Below are 26,406 nucleotides of genomic sequence, written 5' to 3' on the forward strand. Positions count from 1 at the left end.
CAATCGTTTTGTTGATTAGAATTGCTTGTGCCTGATTTGGATAGATACGAAACTTATAGGCTTTATTCATCATTATTTGATTCACCTCCATTTCGGTATATGACTATTATACACCAAACGTACATTCGATAGGTAGTGGAGTAACACTTTCTGTATGTCGAACAATTAAGATGGCTTCCTGCCATCCCTTGTTCGAAGCCAATTCATCTCCCACCTACTCACTGGGCTGTGCCCCTTCACGCTCCTTGAGGAAGGAGTCTTCTTGGCTAAAATGATAAAAAAGGAAATCTCGTATACATCCATGGAAATAGACATGATATAAATAGATCCCCCCTTTTTTTATTTGTATACTTAAATATAAAGACCTTTTTACAAGTAATTCCTAACTTGAAGACAATACAAAAAGGGCTTCTTCAAGTCGATTAAAAATATGCATAGCAAAATAAGCTATATATACACTAATCGGCTCAAAGAAGCCCTTTCATAAATGAAACAAGACGCAACTTGCTTCTACAACTCAACCACAACACAATAAGGTTTGGAAATAAACAGAATCAATTAAACAATAAATATAATTCTATATTAATGAATTCATACAAAAATTTAAATAATTTTATGTTTCCTTAAGATATCCCGCTCATTTTTTTTAAAATTCATATGCTTTATCACTACCTTGTTTTCTTCATCAAATGATTTAACTCCCTCCACGATAATATTTAATTTAATATTGAAATTCTCTAAAACACGATGTATTATATTTTTGTGTTTTTCTCAGTTCCCAAGCCGAGAATACATCATCACTTCTGAAAGGACCCGAACTCCAGCGGGTTCTTTTTATTTACTTGAACTCATTTTCGAATTATTATATTATATTTTCGGGTCTTGCTCCATAAATCATTATCAGGAGAATATGCAGGTTTACAGGTTCTTTTTTTGTAAAATAAAAAAGCAGCTGTTAGGTTACTTAAAGTTTGTCTTATCACCAATTAAAATGATATATATATTCTCCCGTTATACTTTCATCAACTCCTGCAACTCTAGCAAATCTTACTATGTCCGCCCCCTGAATGAAATACATTTTTAGCATAACTGGCACCCGCGACCACATAACACGATAAAGCTCATTCACTCTTTGCCTAGTCGTAACAATTAAATCATTTGCAGGTCCATTAATCCATGCAGTTGTTCTAACTGAAGTAAACGGAAGATCTATCCCATTAACAACTATTCTTGCAATACTTTACGTTATATCCACATCGATCCCCTCATTCCAAGAATCAAATATGTTTCCCATATTTACATAAGTATTCTTAGTTATAAGAAATGTTTAAAGTGAATTCTTTATAAAATTAAAAAGGGTGCTATTAAGATATGCACTCCTTCAAAAGACTTTACCAACCTCGATGTTCACCATGATCATGATCACGTCTACGACGACACTCATCACAATCGCAATCGCGTCTACAATGACAGTCGTTAAAATCGTTTCTCCTACGTCTACGACCGCATCCGCAAAATACTAAATCATCCCAAAATCTATTACAATCTCGAGAATGCCCAAAATTATTATCCCATCCCATAGATATGATTCCCTCCTCTAAAAATAGAATTCATCACATTCTATGATGAAACGGTAGAAATAGTTTGTTTACTAGTCTATGTTTCAGACTAATAATATTTCAATTTGCAAGTCTATCTCATCCCTTATCTTTCCTTAACAACAAACAAGACGCTACCCAGATCACGGCAGCGCCTACGATAATTGATATTGGTTTAATCATTAACAAGTATATCTGGTCCCTTCTTCAACATGTACGAGAAACCCGAAATAAATACAACACTAAATATAATAATAGAAGACCACATATTAAATTGATATTCTTTACCTGCAACTAAATTATATATGTTATGTACCAAGAAATTAGCACCTATGATAATCCCACCTAAAAATGCACTAATTAATATGCTCATTAAATAAAATTTAAGTTTCTGAAACATTTTTCCTCTACCCCTTTTCTAAAATAAACTTTATTTGAATTTCTTTAGAAAATTATACCATTTAGTTTTCGGTTATTATTAAATTCATAGTAAAATTAAGGTTATTTTAAGGATATGTTTTCTATTCAAATGTCCATTTTGTTCAATAAAAAAGAACACTATAAAGTGCCCTAAGCTTCTGAGTATAAAATATACGACAATGCCTTGCCCGTTCTAATGGCGCAACCTAAAAGGGCTTTATAGCGGAATATATATAGCTCTCGGAAAAGGAATAAGTTGATTGGCATTGACTCGATATTGTATGTTTGGGAACTCCTTATGTGCAATAAAAAAGCTCTATACCTATTTATAGAGCTCTTTAATTGAGTAACGGTTTATCTATATTGACCTGATATTGTATGATGAAAGCCTCCTTATGTGCAAACGAAAGAGAGCACTCCCCCAATAAGTGCTCTCGCTTAAAAAAAATATAGGGGATCATGTTGGAAACCGTTCAGTATCATTATATGATATCTCATTCCCAACTATGCCTAAGTCATGTATTAAAGGGGGATCATGTGTAATTTCTATATAACAAAGAAAAAAGCACCCGAATGGATGCTTAAATTAAACTTATTCATTATCAATATCTCTACTTTCATCATTAACTGATTTCGGGTCTAACATGATTCCTATATCCGGCGGCAAAATTAACTCTATACCAGCTACTGGTTGATTGTCCTCATTAAAATAATATTTCTTTATCTTATTCAATTCTTCATTTTTTTTATTTTCACTCATATTATCCCGCCTTTTATGTATGATATTAAAAACTTTTATTAATATGTACATTGAGAAAGATAATATACTATTTTTCAACTCTCACACAACTTGTAAAATTTTTACATAATAAGAGAACACCCATAATTGATAGGTGTTCTGATATATAAAGTGGTTTCCATCCACACATTCCAATATATGCTCGTCCATCTCGAAAGATGCAAACAAAAAAGCACCTAAATAGGTGCCTTTTCGAAACGTATTAACGCGAGTAGCGAACACAATGAATTCTTCTCGTTGTCATTACCATCTTATGTTCGAGATTCTTAAATATGCCTAATCGTTAAAATCTTTATTATGAATTCACTACCTATCCACCCTTTATTTTTTTACTAGTTTTAACAATAGGAACTTTTTTTGCTGGTATGAAAGGATTTTCTAAAATAAATAATTGGATTGCGATGCTTAGAAGCATAGCAACCGTTCTACTAACACTTTTATTATCAGTGTTTTTAACACTAACTTTGACCGTTGGCTATGCATTAAGTTAAACGTAATTCTTCACGAATAAAAACCAATATTCCGTCAATACTGTAGACAACCCATTTCGAACCATATTCCATTACCTGAGCAGTTAGCTTTTGCTAGCTGCTCTTTATTTGTACAAGGTACTCAATTGACTGGCGCACATATAATATTCTGAGTTCCTTTCTTTATAAAATAGTCGTTATAAAATAAGGCTCGTCACGAGAGCACTTTACTAAGTGCTCTTTTTATATTCCAACTTAATACAAAATGAAATTTTTATTACATTTTTTAATTCAAATATCCTTTTCATCAATGTATAAAGAATATTACTTCTTCTTTAAGTATCTTTATGAACAAAATTTATAACCTTTACTCCACTTGGATCTATATTAAAAGTAATAGTTTCTATGCCATTCGGAGGGTTATGAGCTCCTATATAAGTTTTATATTGAACTGTAACAATAAAATTAAAGTTTTCTTCTGGGAAACGTTCAATTTTTATAATTTTTGTGTCCGTTAAACTATACTGATGATCTGGTCCAAGCTTCCTTCTGATAACTTGACTTGCATATGGTGCTAATAAAGTATTATAAGAATCATAAAACTCTTGTTCATTACTATTAACCGCTTTGATATCTAACGGACTTAAAAATAAAACTACCATTACAATTCCAAAAAACAAACTAATCACTTTACCTTTTAACACATAATCACCCTTATTTAATTTGGATATCCGTTAACCTCCCCAGCATAAGAGATGACTATTCTTCATCCTTATCTAACTTCTTTTATTCAAATAGCGTTTTTGTTTAGTTTCACTCTAAAAGTAAAATTTTCATTTTTTCATTCAACCAAGTTCATAACATATTCTTTTCCTCTGATAAAATAATGATTAGGTGTCCCATGCGCATTTTATCCACTAGAAATAATACCTTTTACATACTTACGTATTAGAAACTTCATTTCTGCTTCTTCTGCAATAGCAATTTTGTTCACTTTTTTGATACATTTATGAAACATTCACATGTTATCTTCAATATGTTCTATTCTTTTTGAAAAACCATGTGAGAATACCAAAACAAGAAGCCCTAGAGCCCTAACTCTAGGGCTTCTTGTTTTCAAATAAGGATTTTGTATTAAATCTGCACCAATTTTAAGAAGCATACATACCTATCTTGTGCACCTTTTTTATATAAATCTTGTTCATTGGACGCCTTTAAAAGCGCTCTTTTTGTTGAAAAACTACACAAAGAGAAAAAATACATACAATGTAAAATGTACCCTATAGAATAGACTTTTTTTGAGTGTCAATTCTATAGGGTACATTTTATTATTTTCTGTCTTTTTTATTTACCTTAAAGTAATCCATTCATAGCTTACCCACTCTTTTGGTTTCTTATCGTACTTAATACGACCAGTCGTACAAAATGAAGCAATCATCCATTGAATGAGGTTCATCTTGGCATATGGATCAATACAATCGTCTATTTTTTTCAATTGATAGCCTGTGCTATTTTTCTGCCAAATTGTATATAAACGAAAATGTGTTGTCGTAACAAGTCTAGCTTTTGTTGTAACTTGCCATTTTGCAATTTTCGTTAAATCCTCTTTGACTTTTCTAACATACTCTTGTTTTATGATTTTATAACTCTTATCTTTATTAATTAATCCATTCTTTGATAGAAAATCGCTTTAAAGTAATAGCATGTTTTCAAAAGGCACTTTTGTTGCATTTTGTATTTTTGTTAATAGTTCGGTGAGAAGCGATTCTATTTCAAATCCATCCAAATTGCATGGCATATTATCAATAAGGTTATATTTGACTCTAATCTCTAAACGATCCTCGATTTCTTCTAACGGTACCGCACTAAATAAACTTTGTTCATATATAAATCCATCTCGAAGATTTTTTTGTATCTCTGTCTTATCTTTGTAAACAATGGTTACTTGTGCTAATTCAATAAAAGGGTTATCTAAAGTTAATTTCGTATTCCAGTTTAGACTCCAAATTTCACATCGACCGTCTGCATGCACAACATTAGCAGCTACAGATGGAGTAATTGTAAATAAACGGTCTACTGGAACATTTGTAAATGTAGTTGTTTTTCCTTCTACTACTTTCAATCCTCTTTCCTCACGTTCATGCTCAAGTGCAATTTCCGCACCAAACAGTGCAATTTCACAAAATACTTGCTCCATTATGTGTTTAATGCCTTCATACGTTCGAACAGCAAATACACTAAATTCTTGTGTCTCATCCGTTCGAACTAATTCATAAATGCTAAATTCTGCTGCATTTACAATTGCAAAAGGAATATCTTGTACAAAATTAGGATTTGTAAATAGAGAATCCGGAATCACTGTCTCTGGATGTTTGAAAAACTCTAAACCAAGCTGATATCCTTTTAGAAATGCATTCTTAGCAGCAGCTGGGAATAATGTTTCAAACCTTTTGAGACTGCTTTTAAATTGCTTCTCTTCGACCTCGTTATTAAATTCTCTATCTTGTAAAATGTTTACACGATCAGCAAGCAGTAAAAAATAGTAGTTAATAAGAGAATTAATTCTCTCCTCAAAAACTTGATTATCTTTACAATATTTATCAAATCTTCTTTTGCTTTCACTAATAATTTCATTCATTCTTTAATACTCTCCTTATCATTTTCTAGTTATTAAATAAAAAAAAGACACACCAATGGCAGGTATATGCCCTCGGTGTGTCCGTTTAGCAAGAATTAAATATCTCTCGATTCGTATATTAAATTTTAAACAATTAAACTTATGTATAAGATTATCTCTATAATATCTAAATGTCAATACTACTTCGCAATTATTAATTAAGCTCACAAAAATAATGCTTCTAATTGATTAACCTTTTTCTTTTTCTGCATATGTCATTTAATCACCTAATTCAGGTAATACTATTAGTATATCTAAGTACAGGATTTTCATACCAAAATTTCGATTTATATTTACAACTAAATATCAAAAGTAAAAAACATTCATTTGATATATTCCTTACCTTAGAGAACTTTAGATACAAAACAATCTTTATAGTACTCATAACATAACTAACAGCAAACGACTAATACATATTAATGTTATGTAAACAATCAAGCGGTATAAACACGTTCATTGATATTAACACATCAACTGACATTGACATGAAATCCTATATTGAGAGATAAATATAAGTTAAACTAACCCAGCCAGTTCATACCTAAGCCAACTTACTAATTACATATTTCGCAAACAAAGATTATAAAATAGCTTTTGGATTCCTATTTTAGTTATTAGACAAAAAGGAACGCTAATGATGAATATACATCCATAACATGTTTTTCTTGTAAGAATTAAAATGGCTTTTAGTTTGCGCATGCTTAAAATTGAATGACGTACAAAATCATTTCTATTATAGCTAAATTTCAAAACCATTTCTTTCACTCAGATACTATAAAAACTACAATCTATAATTATAGATTGTAAAGATATTATCTGTACTTTTTTATCATAAAAAAACTCATACTTATAGTATGCCCAACTAAATAAGTCATATACCTGAACATTACAACTGCTATTTATAACTAAATTTCAAATATGGTACACCATTCTTTTTATAAATCTCCATGATCAAGAAGGTTTCAAAGAAAATCTATCTCTATTTAATTTATTAACACAAGAAGTACACAACTCAGATATGTTAATGTTATATAAACAATTATCCGACACTAATACTCCTGATTGAAATTGACATATCAATTGACATTGATATGAAACGAAATAAAAATGTGTAGAAGTTAATTTCATATCAGTATTTTACACATTATATCAATCCGATGGTACTCAGATGTGAATTAACGTAAAACCATTTGGTAGATCTACATTTATTATTATTAGTTAATAGGATGTAACAACTAGCAAACCAGCGCATGCTATATTTTATTACCAATTACTTTTATTAACTTTTTAAGGAGGTTTAAGTCATAACACCCATTAGAATAACTAGCATCTCTAAGTCAAAATGGTAGTTTCTATCTTTGATCAACATGACATTAACAATTAGGATGATCCGTCCTTAGTTTGAATAGTTTTTGTTAATGTTATATTGATCTCATAGCGATTTCTTATTTCATGTCAATGTTATCTTTATGGATATTCGAAGTATACTTATCTAATTTTGGTTAACATATCAATCTCATCATCTTATTTATGATCTTATTATTATATGCAAGCATGTACTAGAGATCGGATATCTACAAAAAACACCACCAGGATTATTCTAGTATTCTAAGTCAAACTTTAGTATCTTAAAAACTTCCTTAAAATTACCCATAAAATCCTTCGTTTACGATTCACATTTCATGTTAAAAGGTAATCTTTTTAGATCAACATGTAAACATAGGGTTAATATACCTATTATAGTTAACAAAACATTAACAATAGGCGCTTGTGTGTTATTAGAAGAATGTCTTAGTGTCAGTTTCATGTCAATGTCACCTTTTATATCGATGTCAATTCGCAGGCTCAGTTTGTTCTTAAATACCGATAAAGTTCATTTTGTTGATACTGACTATATAAATTTCTATCATGACATGCAATATACAACTTAAATTGTACATTCTATACTAAATTAATATACATAAGTAGATCCGTAGCAAGTAAATGGGGAGTAGGAGCGAACCTCTCAAAGTATTATGATTGTGCTCCTATATCCTTAAATACTGTTTTGTTTATTGAACAATACTAAATCTACATTAATATTATTTTACTTTTTACTAGTTTTTATACGTGATAATTACATTTTGGACGTTACTATGTGTATTTTCCGTTATATACCTGGATTATATCCTTATAACTTATTTACAAAATAGCTTTATTTCCTTATCATTAATATTAAGTAGCCTAATTTGTTAATCTCATAGCAACTATCAGTAGTGCTACTAACATAATATATATATTCCTATTAACAAAACATTACCAATTTGAAATATATAATTGGTACTAAAGTTGCTAATTCAACCAAATTTTATGCTGAACGTTAATGTTTTGTTAACAAGTGTATGTTTACATGTCAATTTCACATTTCATGTAATTCACTGAATTAGTAGGGATTTTCGTAAATATTATCGAAATACTGGCTAACATGTTAATTTTAGATCACATGTTAATTATAATTAGTTATTTATGAGTTGATTTTTGAGGAGGTAGTTACAATGATTGAGCAAAAAAATGAAAAACAAGACCATCAAATTAACGATGATGATATATTAGATGATAATGTTTTCGAAAAAGCATGGCGGATAACAGAATTCTCAAAACTAGTGGGACGTCATCATAATACAGTTTATAATTGGTTCAATATCCTAGAAGAAAAGGGACTTCATGAAACTTTAAGAACTCAAAATACAAATGAAAAACTCTATAATGCTTTAGATCTTGAAATTGCTCTATTTATAAAGCAGAAAAGGGATGAGAAATGGTCTTTAGATGCAATTATTGACCTTTTACCACACCAGTTTGATTTAAGACCAGTGTCACCAGAACATCAAACAAATGAGGTATCCACTGAATTAAACCTTCAAGCTACTGCAGAAATTATTGAAAAAATGGTAACTAAACAGTTAGAAGAAAAAATAAAACATATTGAATCTCATTATGAAGAGAAGGTAGAGAGTATATTAAAGCAGTTACCACAACCAGAAGATGTAGAAACGCTAAAATTACGCCAACGCCAAGATAGGCTTGATAATTTTATTATTGAGCATAGAGCACGCCAGGAATTAAGAAAACAAGCAGAAAGCTTATGGAATAATAAACCTGAGGAAGAGCGTACTAGAAAAGCAGGCTGGTTTAAAAAAGAGGAAGATTTGAGTAAAAAACAACTCTTCATAGAGCAGTACATACAAGATAATATTATTGAGCATATAAAATCTCTTATGAATTCAGTAGAATAATAAAAAAGTCTGGAACTTAGTCCAGACTTTTTTATTATTTTGTAGTACCAAACATCTTATCTGGATCTAGAAAATCTGCTAGATCTTCATCTTCATTTGCTCCAGCATTATTATTTTCCTCGTCACTACCCATATCGATAAAATCTCCAAATGCAAAACCTAAATCCTCATCCTCATCTATACTCTCAATCGTACTAATTTGAGACTTTTTATACTGAATTTGGCTCTGTCTTTCTTTAAACTCATTAAATTCTTCAACTAAACCTTTAGATAATCTTGATGGTAATGCATCAGTTTTATAGAAGGTATATACACTTCCTAAGAAATCATTCTTACTTACCAAATATCCATTAAAGACTGTGCCATTTATAGGTAAATTATTTGAAACTTCTACCTTAGCGTCATCCATAAAGGAATCATTAATATTCTTTTGCTCATCTAGGATAGCAAGCATACCAAAATGATGTACTTTTGATGCTTCAACAGAACCATCATCGTTCTTCTTCATCAAATCAATTGGGGGATGGAAAGAGCTTCCTCTTAATGATTCTTGAAACATTTCTATAATTGCATGGCTATTTTCTATTTGATTCATATTACGTGAAACCTTATTAATTACTAAACAGCCCGTTTTCTCAAGTAAAATACGTTTAAAGTCTTGAGAATCTAGTATTACAGATGTACCAGATCCATTAGCAGCGGTATTTAACTCATGAATAATTTCACTAATACGTTGATTTGCATAATCTCGTGAATTAGCGACACCTTTTTTCTCATTTTCATTCAATTCCTTAAATTCATCGTAAAAATGCTGGTTATCGGCAAATACTACAAATGCTACACCTCTTGATTTATCATTTGCTAATTTCCAAATTTCCTGTGAAAATTTATTTACTTGTCGTAATACATCAGGCCCATCCGCTCGGACGGGAAGAGTTACAACAATCCCCATTTTAATAAAGTCTTTGCGCTCAATAGCATTTTCAAAGGCTATTCTTGCAAACTTTGCTTGATTCGCCTTAATTTCAGCCATTGGATATAGCTGCGCAACCTTTTGTAATTCTTGTCTGATTACGGGCTTGTTGTGAAAAGCCGAAAATTCTTCAATGGCCTTAATGATTGTAGAAGTTCCAGTTCCTCCACCTAAACCTGCAAAAAATAAAACAAGTTCATCCGAAGGTCTTACACGTTCAGTAATAAATTCTTTTAGCTTTTCTTTTGCTTCCTCATTTGAATCAAGGACTTTTACTGCACGCTCAGGGTTCTTACCTAAACCACCTAATTTCAGTGAAACTTGATTACTTTTTGGTACATTTTTTAATTCAGCTAGATCCCCATCATTACTATTTAGTGCTAAGCAATTATATACTGCTGTGCCATCTGTATGTGTATATTCTGCAAATTTATCTACCATTCTAGTACCAGCTTGACCAAAACCAACCATCGTCATTTTAACTGCCACTTCATTCTTTAAGAAGTTTTTTGCCATTATTTTATCTCTCCTTATTTATCTTTTTTCTTTTACCTAACTCAATCAGTACTTGTTGCCCTCTATAAGTTGAGATTAAAAATTTATATGGGTGCATAGTTTTTTCATAGATTAAAGACATTGATGATAGCGTACTCACACTTATTTCAGCTGAACGTCTAGATATATTTGTACGTTCAACCTCTAATGAATAGGATTTTCCCTTTTTTTTCTTTACTCTCCTATCAATAACTACATTTTCCACTATTTCATTAATAGATATGCCCCTCATGTACTTCGTCTCTTGAAATTGTTTATTTACTATGTTTCCTATGTATAGAAATACACTATAGAGTATCTCATCTTGTTCAAGTATATCAGCAAACATGTTTACTACTTCATCTGCAAACTTGATTGTTTGATATTTTTCACTTAAAACTTCGTTCAAGTTGTCCCCCCCTTAAAACACTGGTTAATTATTCCTAGGAACATAGTACATCATTACACGTCGTATATCAAGTCATTATAAATAAAACCTATATACAGGACTTATATATAAGACTTATAAAGACAAAATTAGAATTAATCTATATTTTATAAGGGGTTAAGTGTACGACGTATATATAATGCGTATACATGTTATATCAATTTTAAATTTCATGTAATTTACATTTCGACAAAGATTATTATAAAATCCAGATTAATATTAAAAAAAACAGATTAAAAACCACCTATTTTTTTAACATCAAAAACCAATAAAAACTTATACATCTTACATATAAGTTTTATATATAAGGTGTATAAAAAAATACTTTTATATCAATGTTAAAACGAAAAAATACTTATTCAATTAGCATAAATTTTTATATAAGACCCTTATATAAAACTTGTATATAAAACGTATTTGTACAGCTTATAGAATTCGACTTTCATTAACAGAATTTTCTAATATCGTATATTACTAGGGAGATTTCAAAACGTTCTTATAGCAATTCACACTAAGGTTTTCTTTATTACCTAGCTGTTTTAAAAGTATTTATCACTTATAATACCGCTCATTGTTAATGTTATGTTAATGCACTGTTCTTCACTTAGTACTTGTTAGTTCACATTATTATATATGTTATAAGAAAAATTATCCTCTGTTCCTCATTTGAATTCAATTCCTTGTCAATTTCATTCATTCCTTGAAAGCCAGTAGAAGAGGTTGTTAATTTCATATGAACAGCATCAATACCCTCAATGTTCAACATATTAAAAAGGGAATACAAGGATAAATCAACTTTGACATTCTAAAAGTAGTAGGCTAACAATCACATCACTACTATGAAAAAGAAACATTTGTTCAAACTAGATTATTAAAAGTGAAATCTCATCTTATTAACATCAAAGTGATACTTACATTACAATAAAAATTCTTGTAATGCATGAGGAATGATGATAACAATTATAACCTTACATAAAATTAACAATTGGTTAATTTTATCATTGCAGTTAGGATTAATCCTTCTCAACAAAGCAAAAGGGGAAGTAGTTTTAGTGACTAAAACCTATATGTTAAGTACCAGTAGACATATTTCTAACTTATTTTTGATTTGGTAGAAACAATTAATAATATTTGTCTAAGTGAATTTATAATTCTATACAATAAAAACAACTAAAAGAAAAAGTTGGAATTTTAAATTGAGTCAATATCAGAATTTGGAAAGAGCGCTTCATCACATATAAAAAGTTGAATTTCGAGTTAAAGATAGAGAAAATTACTCTTTATTATCAATAAGCCTTTTTATAATTCTTGAATAATTTTAATCACTTAAAATGTATTTTTACTATCTAATAAATGTTAGGACATCATAACATTATTTTACAAATGGAATTTCATTATAACTATTGTTAGATGTTTAGTAGTAGCTCGTCCTAACAAAACAAAGGATTTAATAGAGCCTTATAAATCAATAATTTATAAGAGATTTATAAGAGTAGTTATCATCTCAACTTCGATGTACAAAATGAGGTATCTCTAAAGATTAAAATCTCTTATTCATTTTTTCTTGTTTTACAACTACCACATCAATGTAATAGTATATTAAAAATAATAAGTATTTAATTTAAGTTTAATTCAATATAAGAGGTGTATGCATTGTCCGGAAAAGTGTATAAATATAGAAGATCAGGTACCAAAAAATATTTTCACTTAAAAGAAGCTGACATATTTGTCTTTACAGTTTTATATTACAAAAGAGCACTTACAACAAGACAAATCACTCAGTTATATAGTGCATTTGAGGGAAGAGAATATTCTGAAGCTAGCATATTTACAAAGCTTGACCGTTACTCACAATATGGAGCTATGCTAACTAAAAGAATAGATAAAAAGGCTGACAGTATTACGAAACGTGCTTTATTTTCCTTAAAAGAAAAGACAATTGAATTCTTAATGGAAATAGGAAGAATTTCTGAAAAAAGTTCAAAAAGACGTTACTCAAGAGCAACTTCTTTTCACACAATGTGTTCACGTGAGGTCATGATCCGTACTCTTTTAGCGACTACAAAGAAGACACAAACCAATGAAATATTATATGAATTGGATATTCGTTCTTTTTACCAGAAAAAAAATGTGAAAATTGAGGACAACCAATTGGCCTTGATTCCTGATGAACATATTTCATATCAAGATAAAAATATCCATATTGAGATGGATATGTGTAAAGAAACCAATTCTACCTTAGTTGAAAAAGTAGAGAAGTACATAGAATATACAAAAAAAAACAATGAAGATGTAACGGTTGTCTTTGTTATGTACGACAAATCAATGTTCCTTGCAGAAGATGCAGAACCGCCATACGTACGTATGAAAAATCTATTATTTTCTATGCGGAAGTATCATGAACTATTAATGAATATACCAAATCTAAATGTACACATTTGCTCATTGAAAGATGCTGGAGATGTTATTTCAGATATCATTCTAGGAACAGACGATAATCAAAACTTGGAACAAGATATTCTTTTGCCTTTATCTCAACGTACAGTAGGAGATGCTGATTGGCGCTACGCATTTGTTGAAAAAGTTCAAACATTTAAGGAAACAATAGATGGTGGTCTTAGACGAACATATAGGAGAGATAAAGATGCTATGCAAGATTTCTTCTTTATTTTTGGCAATGAAAATGATTACCGAATGATTGCTAGATTAGACGATGTTGTGTTTTCAAGAAGAGAAGGTGATGAGGGGGTGCCACTTGTTGTGATCTATCCAAAGCGCAAAATGGCTAGAGATATACTTTTAATGGACACTTATGACAATGTACTACTTCTATCGCTCCAAAATGAAAGTGTTACTATCGAAGCGGATGAACAAATCATGGCACGTACTGCAAATAACATACACCCGAAAAGACGCAAGCTTGTAGAATTATATTAATCCATTGTTTTTTATATACTTCTATATAATTTTATTGATTTTTATTTTTTGAGGTGTTAGAATAGCGTTTGAACATATAATTAAAACTAAAATCAAATCAGAACATATGAAATTAAGGCAAGCGACACACGCTGTTTTTACAGTGGGTGTCGCTTGCCTTTTTTTATATGGAGAAAAGTGGAAAATCAAAATGGATTTACAATATGCAACTACTACTACAGAGGGAGTGCTCTCTGCTAGAGAAGCGTTTAAAAACCCTGAACTAGTCCTCAAACATATGACAGAGGAGGGGGCAACGTTTAGTGTTTCCTTACAAGATATCCAAATCCCAGGAAAACCGAATTACTATTGGTATGATGTAATCATTGAAACGGCAACGAATAAAAAAATAGAAGTAAATATTGCGGTACTTTCTCAGGAAGAATATAACCAGCTCTGTGAAAGAGATAGTATTGATTTATATTTAAAACAAACTGAAGACGCAGCGAAATTCTTTTTTGAAAAATCAAAGGAACTATTTCAACCAGAATTCAATAATCGATTCAAGTTTAAACATAAAGCTCAATTATATCTGTAAAAGGTAGGTGAGCCTATATGGAGACATTTAAACAACGATTACCGCTATTTACTACAATCGGATTAATTAGCGGATTTATTCTTTCGTTTGGATTCGGTTTAGTAAACTACATCAAGTTACTTTACTATGCATTTGAACCACCTTCTTATCCTATAGAAATTACATATGTACCGCTTATTTTAATGTTCTTCTCTTTACTATTAGGAGAATTTAGCTTTAGGTTTTACAGCCGTATCCCTGCTTTGCATGTAAAAAATGGAAAGTTAATAATTTTGATTGCTTCTCATATTGCAGTTGATATTCAATTTTTATGGTTTGCAACTGCTCCGATCCATGCAAAGGTTATTCCGTATCTTACAGATAAATCAAAACATGTTAATTTTGGTGAGTATGAGGCCATAGGTCATGTTTTAACAGGAAATTTTCACACACTCACTATGATTTTTGTCTTTTTACCTACAGTATTTATGATTTTATTTACACTTTGGTATAGTGGCCATATTGTTCGTTACCGAGAAGAAATATTAAAGTGGGTCCAAAAATACGAATATAAAAATCACAAGTTACAAAAATGGTTTAATAGCCAAGAAGAACAAATATACCCTGATGTAGAAATTGGACCGCATATTGAGCATAAAGAGATGGTTCGTATTAAGGGGAAAGATAGAACGCTAAATGGAATCATTATTGGTCCAATCGGTTCTGGTAAAACATCAAGTTTAATTATTCCCATGATTAATCAAGATTTACACTGGATGGTACGTTTTATAAATAAGTTTGAAACAGCGTATAAAAAGAATGATTATGATACAGAAGAAGTAAAAGGAACATTTTTAAATGGTGTGACTGTTATTGAACCGAGTAATGATTTATGTCAAAAAGTATTTAAATTGGTACAAGCACATAAGATCCCAGCAAGCTCGGTTTACTACATTGATCCAACCAATCCTGATACCAAAAATATAAACATTCTGCGTGGACCGGTTGATAAAGTAGCAGAAGTTTTCGCTATGGTTATTCAAGGTTTGTCTGAATCTAACAATGCATTCTTTGAACAAGCGCAGCGTAACCATCTTAAACAACATATCTATTTATTAAAGCTTCATAACCCACAAAAAGATGTTACCTTCGACGATTTGATTGAGATGTATGTGCGCCCATAAGGGTAGATTTAGAATTGATTAAATAGCACTAATCTAGGTTAACTCACGAAAGACCTATTACCAATCACCTCACCTAGAAGGGAAACCTAAAGGGGAAAACAGCATGGTGATAAAGTCATAAGTTGGTCAACTACTAAGATCACGACTGAATGGCAAGGTAAAACTCATAAATAAGGATGAAGGCTACACTGCTTGAATGATAGACCAAGGGTGGTCAGCGATACGAGTAATGAAAGGTAGTTGATGCATTACTAGGGAACAAGGTTATAAAGAGGATAGTTTAGGTCGTACATATAAACTATCAGTGAGTCTCTCCCTCCCAGCCACAGTAAGTGGAAAAAAAGGTCAAACGTCACATCCGACATTATGAAAGCTATTCTTTATCTATCTAAATGGGGATTGCCTAAGTTGGGATGCCACCGGCATACTTGCGAATTTGGCTATGAAGAATGACACCAAGTTACTAACAAGGTGTGTGACTTCTGAATACCCAATAAGGCAACGGAGCCTTCATAGTAGTCCGAGCTAGGGAAAGCCTAGTACATGGCGAAGGAAGGCAACTTATCCGGTCTAAAACAAAATTGGAAGGTGTGTGAGACACAATGAGAAATCCAAATGCAGTATTAGACAATCTGAATAAAAAAACAACTAACCCAGCTTATAAATTTGAACGTCTGTATCGAAATCTATATAACCAGGAGTTCTACTTTGCAGCATATCAAAAAATATATGCAAAAGAAGGGAACATGACTAGAGGAACAGATGGGCATACCATTGATGGTATGAGTTTGGAACGTATCGATAAAATTATTGAAAGAATTAAAAACCAAAGTTACCAACCAGCTCCATCTCGCAGAGTATATATCAATAAGGGGAAAGAGGCCTTTAGGGATACCCTCTATAGATGATAAATTAGTTCAAGACATCGTAAGAAACATCCTAGAAGCTGTTTTCGAACCGACCTTTTCTAACAATTCTCATGGATTTAGACGTAATCGCAGTTGTCATACAGCACTAACACAAGCAACTAAAATCTTCAAAGGAGTTAAGTGGTGGGTAGAAGGTGATATCAAAGGCTTCTTCGACAATATTGACCATCACATTTTGATTAAACTGCTAAAAAGAAAAATTAAAGATGAAAAATTCATTAATTTAATCTGGAAATTTCTTAGAGCAGGTTATTTAGAGGATTGGAAATTCAATAATACTTATAGTGGCACTCCACAGGGAGGAATAATCAGCCCAATTCTATCAAATATTTATCTAAATGAACTTGATAAGTATATCGAAGAGTATAAAACACTATTTGATAAAGGCACACGCCGACAAAACAACATAGTATATACCCAAAAATATAAGCGACTTTGGTATTTAAGAAAGAAATTCGCAGATAGAAAAGTACTGGCTCCACACAATGAATTAACTGAGATTACAAGTGAAGTGAAAAGGCTTCAAAAAGATATACGTACAATGAGTTCAGTAGAATTAATGGATTCTAGCTTTAAGAGAATTCAATATGTACGATATACCGACGATTTCCTAATAGGGATAATTGGTTCAAAACAGGACGCAGAAGAAGTAAAGAAAGACCTTACGGCTTTTCTAAAGAATAAACTAAATCTTGAACTATCATCAGAGAAAACACTCATTACACATGGCAAAATGAAAACGAGATTCCTTGGATACGATGTAACTATAAGTAACCTTCAGGCTGTATACAAAGGCTCAAACAGTAGAATAGCCAAAAGGTATGCATCAAACAAGTGCGAAATTTACATGCCTAAGGAAAAATGGATTGGAAAACTTAAGGAGCTCAAAGTTCTTAAAATCGAAAAAGATAGTAGTTGGAAGTCTATTCATAGGGCCGAATTAATAAACTCCGACAATTTAGAAATTCTAAGTATATACAATAGTGAAATTAGAGGTTTATATAATTATTATAAACTAGCAAAAAATGTACACAGCCTACAGAAGTTTCGCTACATTATGAAATTCAGCATGGTAAAAACTTTTGCAAACAAATACAAACTATCAGTCAGCAAAATAATGAAAAAGTTTAATCATGAAGGCAATTTTAGAATTTCTTACACGACTAAAACTGGTCAGAGGCATAGATATTTCTATAATGAACCTTTGAAAAGGGTTTATGAAAATCCAACTACTAATAAAGAAATAGATATCGTTCCAAATACTATGATATATGCAGGACGCAATAGTCTAATCAGACGCCTTCAGGCTAGTAAATGTGAGTGGTGTCAAACTGAAAACACCGCTATCGAAATGCATCATGTTAAAAAACTCAAAGAACTAAAAGGAAAACAACTTTGGGAAAGAATCATGATAGCTCGCAACCGCAAAACACTAGCATTGTGTAAAAAGTGTCATGTTGACCTGCACGCTGGAAGGTTAGATTGAAATTCAGAGGATAAGTGGAGAGCCGTATACATGGAAACATGTACGTACGGTTCGGAGGGGAGCGTTTGAAAACCTATCACAGTAATGTGAAAAGGCGTTGGGCGCTTACCCTACGACGATGTAGAACGTGTACACCGTATGCACAAACTATTAAAAGTACAGGTAGAAAAACTATATGATTTTGTTCAAAGTGTTGTTGCTTCACGTGACCAAAAAAACGAATATAAGATTATAAAAGGTATAGATGAATGGTTCGATAATACCATTCGTGAAAAAACAGGTTTCCAAGGGGAACCGGCCGTTTATAAATCTGGAAAATATCGTGGAAAACCAATGCATTATGACCGGGAAGAAGAATATGTAAAAGGTTTGCGTAACATCTTAAAAGATTTAGCCTCAAATGTTTTAATACGACGTGTTTTATTTGGAAAATCAGATTTTGATTTTGATGTTCACGTGCGCCCATACGGGCACTTAGAGATTCAACTCTAGCAAAGTTGTAGGCTCAGGTCTCACAAAAGCCTATCATCAACCAACTTATCCGGGAAGGAAACTGAACGGGGAGTGTAGCATGTTGGTAAAGCCATAAGTTAATTAGTTACCAAATTACGACTGAATGGCCAGATGAAACGTATAGACAAGGATGAAAGCTAAACTGCTTAAACGATAGTCCAAAGGGGGATATCGAACCCCATGACGAAAGGTAACTAGTAACGTTATGTAGTAATGACCATTTAATTAGGTGGACGCTAAATGGTATAGAAGGACGAGGTCATCATCCTCAAGTCCCAGAGATCCATTACTAACTATCCACTGTAGGTGGAAAAGGACGAAAGTCGCATCCGACACTATAGCAAGCTCATCTCTAAATGTACTAAATGGGGATTACCTAAGTTGGAACGCCAATACAAACTGGCTATTAAGGATGATACCAAGTGTAAAACAAGGTATGTGGCTTATGAATATCCAATAAGGTAACGGAGTTTCCGTAGTAGTCAGAGATAGGGAAAGCCTATTACAGGGCGAAGGGAAACAGTTTATCGGTTTAATACAAATTAGGAAGGAGCGTGAGGCTCTATGAGAAATCCAAATGAGGTATTAAACAACCTACGTACCATGGCTAGTAATACAGATTACAAGTTCAAGAGACTATACAGAAACCTGTATAATCCAGAATTTTATTATATGGCATATTCTAAGATATACGCCAAAGAAGGCAACATGACAAAAGGTACGGATGGAAAGAATATCGATGGAATGAGTATTGAAAGAATTAACACTCTTATAGACAAAATTAAACACGAGACTTACAAACCTTATCCAGCTAGACGGATTTATAGGAAGAAAGCTAATGGAGGTAAAAGACCACTAGGCATCCCTTCTATGGATGATAAAATCATACAAGAAATAATACGAAGTATCCTTGAGAGTATATATGAATATACGTTCTCCGATGATTCACATGGGTTTAGACCTAAAAAGAGCTGTCATACTGCGTTAATTCAAATTCAAAAGACATATAGAGGGGTACGATGGTTTGTTGAGGGGGACATAAAAGGTTTCTTCGATAACATAAACCACCACTCACTTATAAATATCCTTAAAAGAAGGATTGATGATGAAAAATTTATAAGGTTAATTTGGAAGTTTCTCAGAGCAGGTTATCTTGAAGAATGGACATATAACAACACATTCTCTGGCACCCCTCAAGGAGGCATAATCAGTCCCATACTATCAAATATTTATCTGAATGAACTAGACAAATTTATGAAGATCTATAAACAACAATTTGATAAAGGACCAAGAAGAAAGACAAATCGTGATTATGCGTACCTTTCAGATAAGAAATACCGACTACGAAAAAAACATGAGGAACAATGGGGACAAATGCCAGAGGAAGAAAAAAGAGAAGTGAAACTACAGTGGAACAAACTACACAAAGAACAGCTCTCTATACATTCAAAAGAACCTATGGACGAAAACTACAAAAGAATTGTATATACCAGGTACGCAGATGATTTCCTCATAGGAATAATAGGTAGCAAAGAAGACGCTATTCAAGTCAAAGAAAATCTTACGATTTTTCTTAAAGAAACCCTTGAACTCGAGTTGTCACAGGAAAAGACTCTCATAACCCATAGTGAAAAATTAGTACAATTTCTCGGTTACGATATTACAATCTCAAGAGAAGAAGCAATAGCAAAAACAACCCATAGAAGGACAAAAAGGGTATTCTCTTTCACGCCTAAACTATACGTACCCAAAAACAAATGGATAAAGAACCTATTACAAAAAGATGCACTAGCAATTGACAAAAATACAGGTACTTGGAAACCTAAACACAGAACCTATCTAAAAGATAATGACGACTTAGAGATTTTAAGTATCTACAACGCAGAAATTCGTGGTCTATATGAATACTACAAGTTGGCAAACAACGTAAGTGTTATAAATAAATACAAATACATAATGGAATATAGTATGTATAAAACGTTCGCTAGCAAGTACAAAAAAAGTGTTAAACAAATACTCAACAAATATAGAACTAATGGGAAATTTGGTATACGATACAAAACTAACAACGGTGAAAAGATAAGATATCTTTATGACCAAGGATTTCGGAGACAAATAAGTATAGATACCAAAACAGAAGTCGATATTCTCCCAAACACCTTAAAAATGTCTGGACGAACAAGTCTCATTGAACGATTATTAGCTGAAGAATGTGAAATGTGTGGCAAAAAGAACCTAGCAATCGAAATACACCACATAAGAAAGTTAAAAAACCTAAAAGGTAAGAAAATGTGGGAGAAAATGATGATCGCTAGGAAAAGAAAAACCATGGCACTCTGCCATAAATGTCACATAGATTTACACTCAGGTAAGTTGGATTGATAAATGGAGAGCCGTATACTTGGAGACAAGTACGTACGGTTCGGGGGGAGTACTTGGAAACCTATCATAGAAATATGATAAGGCGCTGGGTACTTACCCTACTTAGAGCAGGGTGGCATTCTACTTGTTAATACTGCGAAAGGGGAATTAGCAGACCTTTCAAACGTATTAGGAAAATTTGTATTGCTGAGTATGCAGAATGCGGTATTCCGTAGGGAACCAAACGTCTCGCCTTATCATCACATTATTGTGGATGAGTTCCCGGATTATGGTACGCCAAGTTCTCCTATAAACGTAGCGGCGTGAAATGGAGGGGCTGACTCTTACACAGCCTAACTATTTGTTCGAATTTTATGGGTGAAACTCCCATTCTAGGATAATAGCTCATTAATCCTAGCCATGATACCCCTACATGCGCTAACTTACACACGAGTTAGGGTCTGAAGTTAGGTAAGGTCGTAACCTGATGGCACAACTCACTAATGCCTATATGGTGCGGTGGTCTTTAAAAACATCCCAATGGTGACGAAAGGAATCCATGTCTTGAAGCGTCGTGAGGGAATCCCTTCTTAACGTGAGCAATCGGAAGGAATAACGGGAACAAGGAGAGGTTCGAAATTCTAATCCTTGCACATAATCGGTTTCGTAATTACCGATTATGCTGAACCAGTATGTTAGAGCTACTCAAGACTGGTGAGTACCGTCGGCGTAAAGTGGGCACCTAAAGGAATGTAAAATAAGGGATAGAACAAATGGAACTTGGGAAGCTTGCATTGCCTTAGGGAGTGTGATCCTGCTTGAAACAATGCAAGTGGCAGCGGTCTCGTAGTAGTGAGGAAGCGGAGTAATGTCCGTGGAGCGAAGGGGACCAGTCGATTCAGAATAACAATGGATATTTCAAATGTCTATATGAACCTCTTCTAGAGTGGGAATTAAACAGCACATCGTTACAATCGCTTGAATAATGGGGAGATGTAATGAGGATTAAAGGACATTTGATAGATAATGAAGCACAGCTCCAAGATAAGTTAGACCTAATATACAAAAAGGCCAAAGAAGATAACTCTTCTTTTCATGGCATGATAGAACTAATGAAAAACAAGCAGACTATTAAAACGGCAATTCACAACATTTAAAGCAATCGTGGGAGTAAAACGGTCGGAATTGACAAGAAAGACGTGAACTACTACCTACAAATGGAAACGGAACAGCTTATCAAACTCATTTGGGAACACATAGACAACTACAAACCTAAACCCGTTCGAAGGCATTACATTGACAAGGGCAATGGTAAAAAGCGTCCTCTAGGAATCCCAGCCATGATAGATAGGATAATCCAAGAAACAGCAAGAATGGTGTTAGAACCCATAGCAGAGGCGAAGTTTTTCAACCATAGTTATGGTTTTCGTCCCTATCGTTCATGTCACAATGCAATAGGCAGAATCTTGAATACCATTTCTAGGTCAAAAACGTACGTAGCCATCGAAGGTGACATCAAAAGTTTCTTTGACCATATTAACCATAATAAACTTGTTGAAATAATGTGGAATATGGGCATAAAGGATAAGAGATTCCTAACTATTATTAAGAAAATGTTAAAAGCAGGTGTACTAGAAGATAATCAACTTTTCCCTACGGAGTTGGGAACTCCACAAGGTGGAATTATATCTCCCCTGTTAGCGAACATATACTTAAATAACTTTGACTGGATGATAGCTAAAGAGTTCGAAGAACACTACGCGCGTTATACTGTTAAACACGCTTTCAGTACAGGACTTAGAAAAGTAGTTAGAAAACATAAGAAATGTTTTCTTGTTAGATACGCAGACGACTGGATAATTCTATGCGAGGATAAAGCACAGGCAAGAACACTCTTGACTAAAATCGATAAGTATTACAAACATATACTCAAATTAGAATTATCAAAGGAGAAAACATTTATTACCGATATGAGAGAGAAGCCAGCCCAATTCCTAGGATTCGACATCAGAGCTGAAAAGATGAGACTGAAAAACCGTATTGCAGGAAAAGCTATATCGAACCAAAAGAAACTAAACTCTAAAATGAGAGAAGTTCTTCAAGACGTCTACAATATTCGGAAAACCACCACTTGTTATGATGTTGCCGCCAAAATAGAACTTATAAACACCAAGATTATCGGTATTAGTAACTATTTTCGTATCGGAAATTCTGCCAGAATTTTTGTTAGATGCGATAATAAAATAAGATATACATTTTACAAGTCTATTAAAAGAAAACATGGTGGAGGGGCATTTGAAAAAATGCTCACCCCAGCTGAAAACCTTGATAACCGTAAAGATAGACATAAAGGGCACAAAACCAAAGTTCCCTTCGTTGAAGTCGATGGAGTTAAGATAGGACTAACCAAAATGAGCTTTACGCCTAGTACTAAAGCACTCCTATATAATTACGATACGACCCCCTATACACAGATAGGAAGGGCGATTTATTTGAGAAGGCATGGTAAGGTCGACAAGAAAATGAGACCAACCATTTACTCAAACGACCAAATCAACCAAATAGTTTTGTATCAAATGCTTAGACAAACAAAGAACAAACGGCTATATAACTTTGAATATATACTTAATCGCGAGTATGCATATAATCGTGACAAAGGAAAGTGCCGAATATGTAAGACAGCGTTGATCCCAACTAACATACATTGTCATCACATTAATAATCGTCTACCTTTAGAGAAAATCAACAAACTCAGCAATCTTGCCACCATGTGCATAAAATGTCATAAACTTATACATCAAAAAGACTTAGAAGACAGTATCTTATACGAACTACCGAAACTAACGAAATATCGTGAGCTGATACACATTTGAAATATACTCCATTGTTCACCTTATCTTACTCGCGAGGCTAAGAATAAGGATGAGACTAACTGAATTTGTTAGAGATTCTCAATCTGAACCGATGGAACGCCGTGTGCGGTGAAAGTCGCACGCACGGTGTGAGGCGGGGGAAAAAGTAGAGATAACTTCAAAGCTTTACCTATCGCGACCCGTAAGGGTTAGTAGCTACCCCAGCCCTCTCGGGCTAGGATGCTACACATTTGTGCGCCCGTTCAAAGAGTTCCCTGCACAATCTCGTAAATATAAAGTCATTCTGACAATTGCAAGTCAAACACTATCTCAATTAGCTTTGGATTTCACAGAGCAGTATATGTTTACTTTACTAGGTTCGTTCCGTAACAAGATGATATTTGGTGATGTAACACCATATGATGCGAAAATTTTTTCTGACATGTTTGGTGAATCAGAGGAATTTAAAGAATCCGAATCTGAACAAGGGATTTCTCCTATACAAGAGAATCCTGTTAGTCGCTTAGGTTCGACATATCAAAAATTAAAAGAAGTCGTTATGTCACCAGGAGATATCATGGCACAAGGTGCCTTCATTTGTGCTGCACGTATTGTACAAGACAATCATGTACAACCTGTACAACAAATTACTAGTAACTTTGTACCCAAAGAGGAATTTGCTCAAGCAATCATTCAAGTAGAGATTAAGTCTGGACAATATTGGGAAAACGAACGTCTTCGACTCATTGAAGAATCTATCGCAAAATCAAATCCTATGAAACATGTAGATGCAAATAATATAAAACAGATAGAATCATTTCCACCTATGCATGGTGATAAAATAGGCCAAAATAATTCCATAGAAACAAACAATAAGAACCAACATATTGTAGAGTTGGAGAATTATAAAGAACACAAGTCCGAATATGAAACAAACACCGTAGAAAATGTAACTTTTCCTGATTATTCTACGGATGTCAGTCAACAGGGACATGTTATTGAAGAAACTAAAAATAAGTTGTATGAAGAAATTAAGGCATTTGTGATCGAATCACAACAAATCTCGCCATCTCTTTTGCAAAGAAAATTCAGAATCAGCCATATAAAGGCTGTACAATTTATTGAGAAGTTAGAACACAATCAGGTTGTGAGCACTTACACTGGGAATAGCCCTCGTAAAGTTTTAATTTCAAAAAATAATAGTACGCCGATATTATTAAAGGATTCTCAAATCAATACTACTCTTTCATCTAATACAGATTTAGATAATACGACTTCACGAGAAAATAGCATTCCAAACGAAGAGACAGAAGCAAAGCAAGAGGAAACAGGCTTCTTTAAAGACATCCTATATGATGATGTAGTAGCCTTTTTTAAGGAATCAGGGAATGCTTCTATACATGCACTACAGAACGCATTTAAAATCGATTATACACGTGCTTCAAGATTACAAGATGCCCTACAACGGAATGGCGAGCTGCCGAATATAACAAAAGAGACACATAGGGAAATAGTAGGTCCTAAAAAAAATATGGAGCTAGCAGAACGGAAGAAAGAGGTATCTACTACTATGTTGGAACCAAAAAGGGATATAGATTACCCAATTCATTTAGGAATTCCTGTAGAAACTGATCCATTGCAAAAAAAGCTTCTAACAGAGGGACTTATAACCACAGTATTAGAGGAAACAAAAACAGATATGAAAACTAATTTGAAACCAGCTACAAAAACAGTTAATCCCACTAAAGAAAATAAACTTGATGAAGAGGTTGCAAAAGTTTACGAATCTATTAGCATTACTGTTCATCAAAACTTAGAAAAGAATATGGTAGAGAACACTAGAAATAATGAAGAGCAGCATGAAGATAAACATATGGACTATAAAGAACGCAAAAAAGACTTAAAAGCCAAACAAAAGAATACGTATAACAATACAAATTCACTACTTAATAAAAACCAGCAACAAAAGAAAAATACATCTAATGTAATGAGTAAGGAATTAGATGATCTTTTTGATTAATACCTATAGAAACCTAAAATAACTTTTTATTCAAGATTATATTTTTAGGGAAAATCTAGCTTAAATTAGGAGGAAAGGTTAGATATAGTATTTTAACTTTTCCCTTTTCAAAAAATAATACTTGCACAAATTACATAAAAACGTTATATTTTAATTAATAATTATACAAATAAAACATGACTTACGTGAAGGACACACCTTACGTACCATTCCAACGGTACAGGTGTGTCCTTTTTTACGTTCTAGGAGGAAAATATAATGGTGTGCGAGACGTTCTCGATTAAGTAATGCGCAAGCATAAGCGACAACGAGGACTGTTCTAGATTGTAGAAACAACAAAAACAATTAAGAGCAGGATAACTGTTCAGACGAGT

The 26,406-nt window shown here is 32.9% G+C and carries 16 protein-coding genes and 6 pseudogenes; 12 read left to right on the plus strand and 10 right to left on the minus strand.

The genetic code is table 11. The annotated features are described in order from the left end of the window. The 5 genes from MR143_RS31125 to MR143_RS31145 all read right to left on the minus strand — a co-directional run. Positions 1 to 91, minus strand: a 91-nt coding sequence (locus MR143_RS31125; protein ID WP_308218777.1) for a helix-turn-helix domain-containing protein, incomplete at its 3' end; no start/stop codon positions are given. A gap of 888 nt (positions 92 to 979) precedes the next feature. Continuing rightward, entirely contained in the window at positions 980 to 1,237 is a 258-nt protein-coding gene (locus MR143_RS31130) for a hypothetical protein (RefSeq protein ID WP_033690377.1), read from the minus strand. 154 nt (positions 1,238 to 1,391) lie between these two features. Further along, the gene (locus tag MR143_RS31135; protein ID WP_242281255.1) at positions 1,392 to 1,580 is read right to left on the minus strand and encodes a hypothetical protein; all 189 of its coding nucleotides are present in this window, start codon (positions 1,578 to 1,580) and stop codon (positions 1,392 to 1,394) included. A gap of 193 nt (positions 1,581 to 1,773) precedes the next feature. After that, the gene (locus MR143_RS31140; protein ID WP_000486797.1) at positions 1,774 to 1,998 is read right to left on the minus strand and encodes a hypothetical protein; all 225 of its coding nucleotides are present in this window, start codon (positions 1,996 to 1,998) and stop codon (positions 1,774 to 1,776) included. A 612-nt stretch (positions 1,999 to 2,610) separates the two neighbouring features. Then, positions 2,611 to 2,778 (minus strand): hypothetical protein, encoded by a 168-nt coding sequence (locus MR143_RS31145; RefSeq protein ID WP_001293569.1) that lies wholly within the window; start codon positions 2,776 to 2,778, stop codon positions 2,611 to 2,613. 330 nt (positions 2,779 to 3,108) lie between these two features. On the opposite strand from MR143_RS31145, the pseudogene MR143_RS33355 reads away from it, so the two are divergent. After that, positions 3,109 to 3,308, plus strand: a pseudogene (locus tag MR143_RS33355) (hypothetical protein); the annotation flags it as partial. 314 nt (positions 3,309 to 3,622) lie between these two features. On the opposite strand, the gene MR143_RS31150 reads toward MR143_RS33355, so the two are convergent. From MR143_RS31150 to MR143_RS31160, 3 genes and pseudogenes are all read right to left on the minus strand, one after another. Then, the gene (locus MR143_RS31150) at positions 3,623 to 3,991 is read right to left on the minus strand and encodes a DUF3888 domain-containing protein (RefSeq protein ID WP_000911827.1); all 369 of its coding nucleotides are present in this window, start codon (positions 3,989 to 3,991) and stop codon (positions 3,623 to 3,625) included. Between the two features lie 644 nt (positions 3,992 to 4,635). After that, positions 4,636 to 4,959, minus strand: a pseudogene (locus MR143_RS31155) (hypothetical protein); the annotation flags it as partial. Positions 4,960 to 4,977: 18 nt separating this feature from the next. Next, positions 4,978 to 5,925: a hypothetical protein gene (locus MR143_RS31160; RefSeq protein ID WP_046946166.1), complete on the minus strand. Its 948-nt coding sequence runs from the start codon at positions 5,923 to 5,925 to the stop codon at positions 4,978 to 4,980. 2,573 nt (positions 5,926 to 8,498) lie between these two features. On the opposite strand from MR143_RS31160, the gene MR143_RS31165 reads away from it, so the two are divergent. Beyond that, positions 8,499 to 9,239, plus strand: a complete 741-nt coding sequence (locus tag MR143_RS31165) for a MerR family transcriptional regulator (protein WP_000572534.1) — start codon at positions 8,499 to 8,501, stop codon at positions 9,237 to 9,239. A 34-nt stretch (positions 9,240 to 9,273) separates the two neighbouring features. On the opposite strand, the gene MR143_RS31170 is transcribed toward MR143_RS31165, so the two are convergent. Together MR143_RS31170 and MR143_RS31175 are read right to left on the minus strand one after the other, a co-directional pair. Then, entirely contained in the window at positions 9,274 to 10,728 is a 1,455-nt protein-coding gene (locus MR143_RS31170; RefSeq protein WP_001097030.1) for an FtsZ/tubulin family protein, read from the minus strand. Positions 10,729 to 10,732: 4 nt separating this feature from the next. Next, complete coding sequence (locus MR143_RS31175; protein ID WP_001006726.1) at positions 10,733 to 11,155, minus strand: hypothetical protein; 423 nt, start codon at positions 11,153 to 11,155, stop codon at positions 10,733 to 10,735. Positions 11,156 to 12,847: 1,692 nt separating this feature from the next. On the opposite strand from MR143_RS31175, the gene MR143_RS31180 reads away from it, so the two are divergent. The 10 genes and pseudogenes from MR143_RS31180 to MR143_RS31220 all read left to right on the plus strand — a co-directional run bounded on the left by MR143_RS31180 (position 12,848) and on the right by MR143_RS31220 (position 26,032). After that, entirely contained in the window at positions 12,848 to 14,131 is a 1,284-nt protein-coding gene (locus MR143_RS31180) for a replication-relaxation family protein (protein WP_000015598.1), read from the plus strand. A gap of 190 nt (positions 14,132 to 14,321) precedes the next feature. Continuing rightward, entirely contained in the window at positions 14,322 to 14,708 is a 387-nt protein-coding gene (locus MR143_RS31185; RefSeq protein ID WP_000365742.1) for a hypothetical protein, read from the plus strand. A 17-nt stretch (positions 14,709 to 14,725) separates the two neighbouring features. After that, positions 14,726 to 15,859 (plus strand): annotated as a pseudogene (locus MR143_RS31190) (conjugal transfer protein TraG); the annotation flags it as partial. Between the two features lie 614 nt (positions 15,860 to 16,473). Next, a pseudogene (locus MR143_RS31195) lies at positions 16,474 to 18,286 on the plus strand (reverse transcriptase domain-containing protein). A gap of 111 nt (positions 18,287 to 18,397) precedes the next feature. After that, positions 18,398 to 18,763 (plus strand): annotated as a pseudogene (locus MR143_RS31200) (DNA translocase FtsK); the annotation flags it as partial. A gap of 600 nt (positions 18,764 to 19,363) precedes the next feature. After that, positions 19,364 to 21,181: a reverse transcriptase domain-containing protein gene (locus MR143_RS31205; protein ID WP_202822850.1), complete on the plus strand. Its 1,818-nt coding sequence runs from the start codon at positions 19,364 to 19,366 to the stop codon at positions 21,179 to 21,181. A gap of 99 nt (positions 21,182 to 21,280) precedes the next feature. Then, positions 21,281 to 21,487: pseudogene (locus tag MR143_RS33625) on the plus strand (conjugal transfer protein TraG); the annotation flags it as partial. Positions 21,488 to 22,158: 671 nt separating this feature from the next. Continuing rightward, a complete protein-coding gene (locus tag MR143_RS31210; RefSeq protein WP_002182079.1) occupies positions 22,159 to 22,317 on the plus strand; it encodes a hypothetical protein in 159 nt (52 codons plus the stop codon). Positions 22,318 to 22,377: 60 nt separating this feature from the next. Next, the gene (gene ltrA, locus MR143_RS31215) at positions 22,378 to 24,033 is read left to right on the plus strand and encodes a group II intron reverse transcriptase/maturase (protein WP_242281256.1); all 1,656 of its coding nucleotides are present in this window, start codon (positions 22,378 to 22,380) and stop codon (positions 24,031 to 24,033) included. A 232-nt stretch (positions 24,034 to 24,265) separates the two neighbouring features. Further along, entirely contained in the window at positions 24,266 to 26,032 is a 1,767-nt protein-coding gene (locus MR143_RS31220; protein WP_308218776.1) for a DNA translocase FtsK, read from the plus strand. Positions 26,033 to 26,406: the final 374 nt, after the last annotated feature.

The organism is Bacillus cereus group sp. BfR-BA-01347, assembly GCF_022663835.1.
GTDB classification, from domain to species: Bacteria; Bacillota; Bacilli; order Bacillales; family Bacillaceae_G; genus Bacillus_A; species Bacillus_A thuringiensis_K.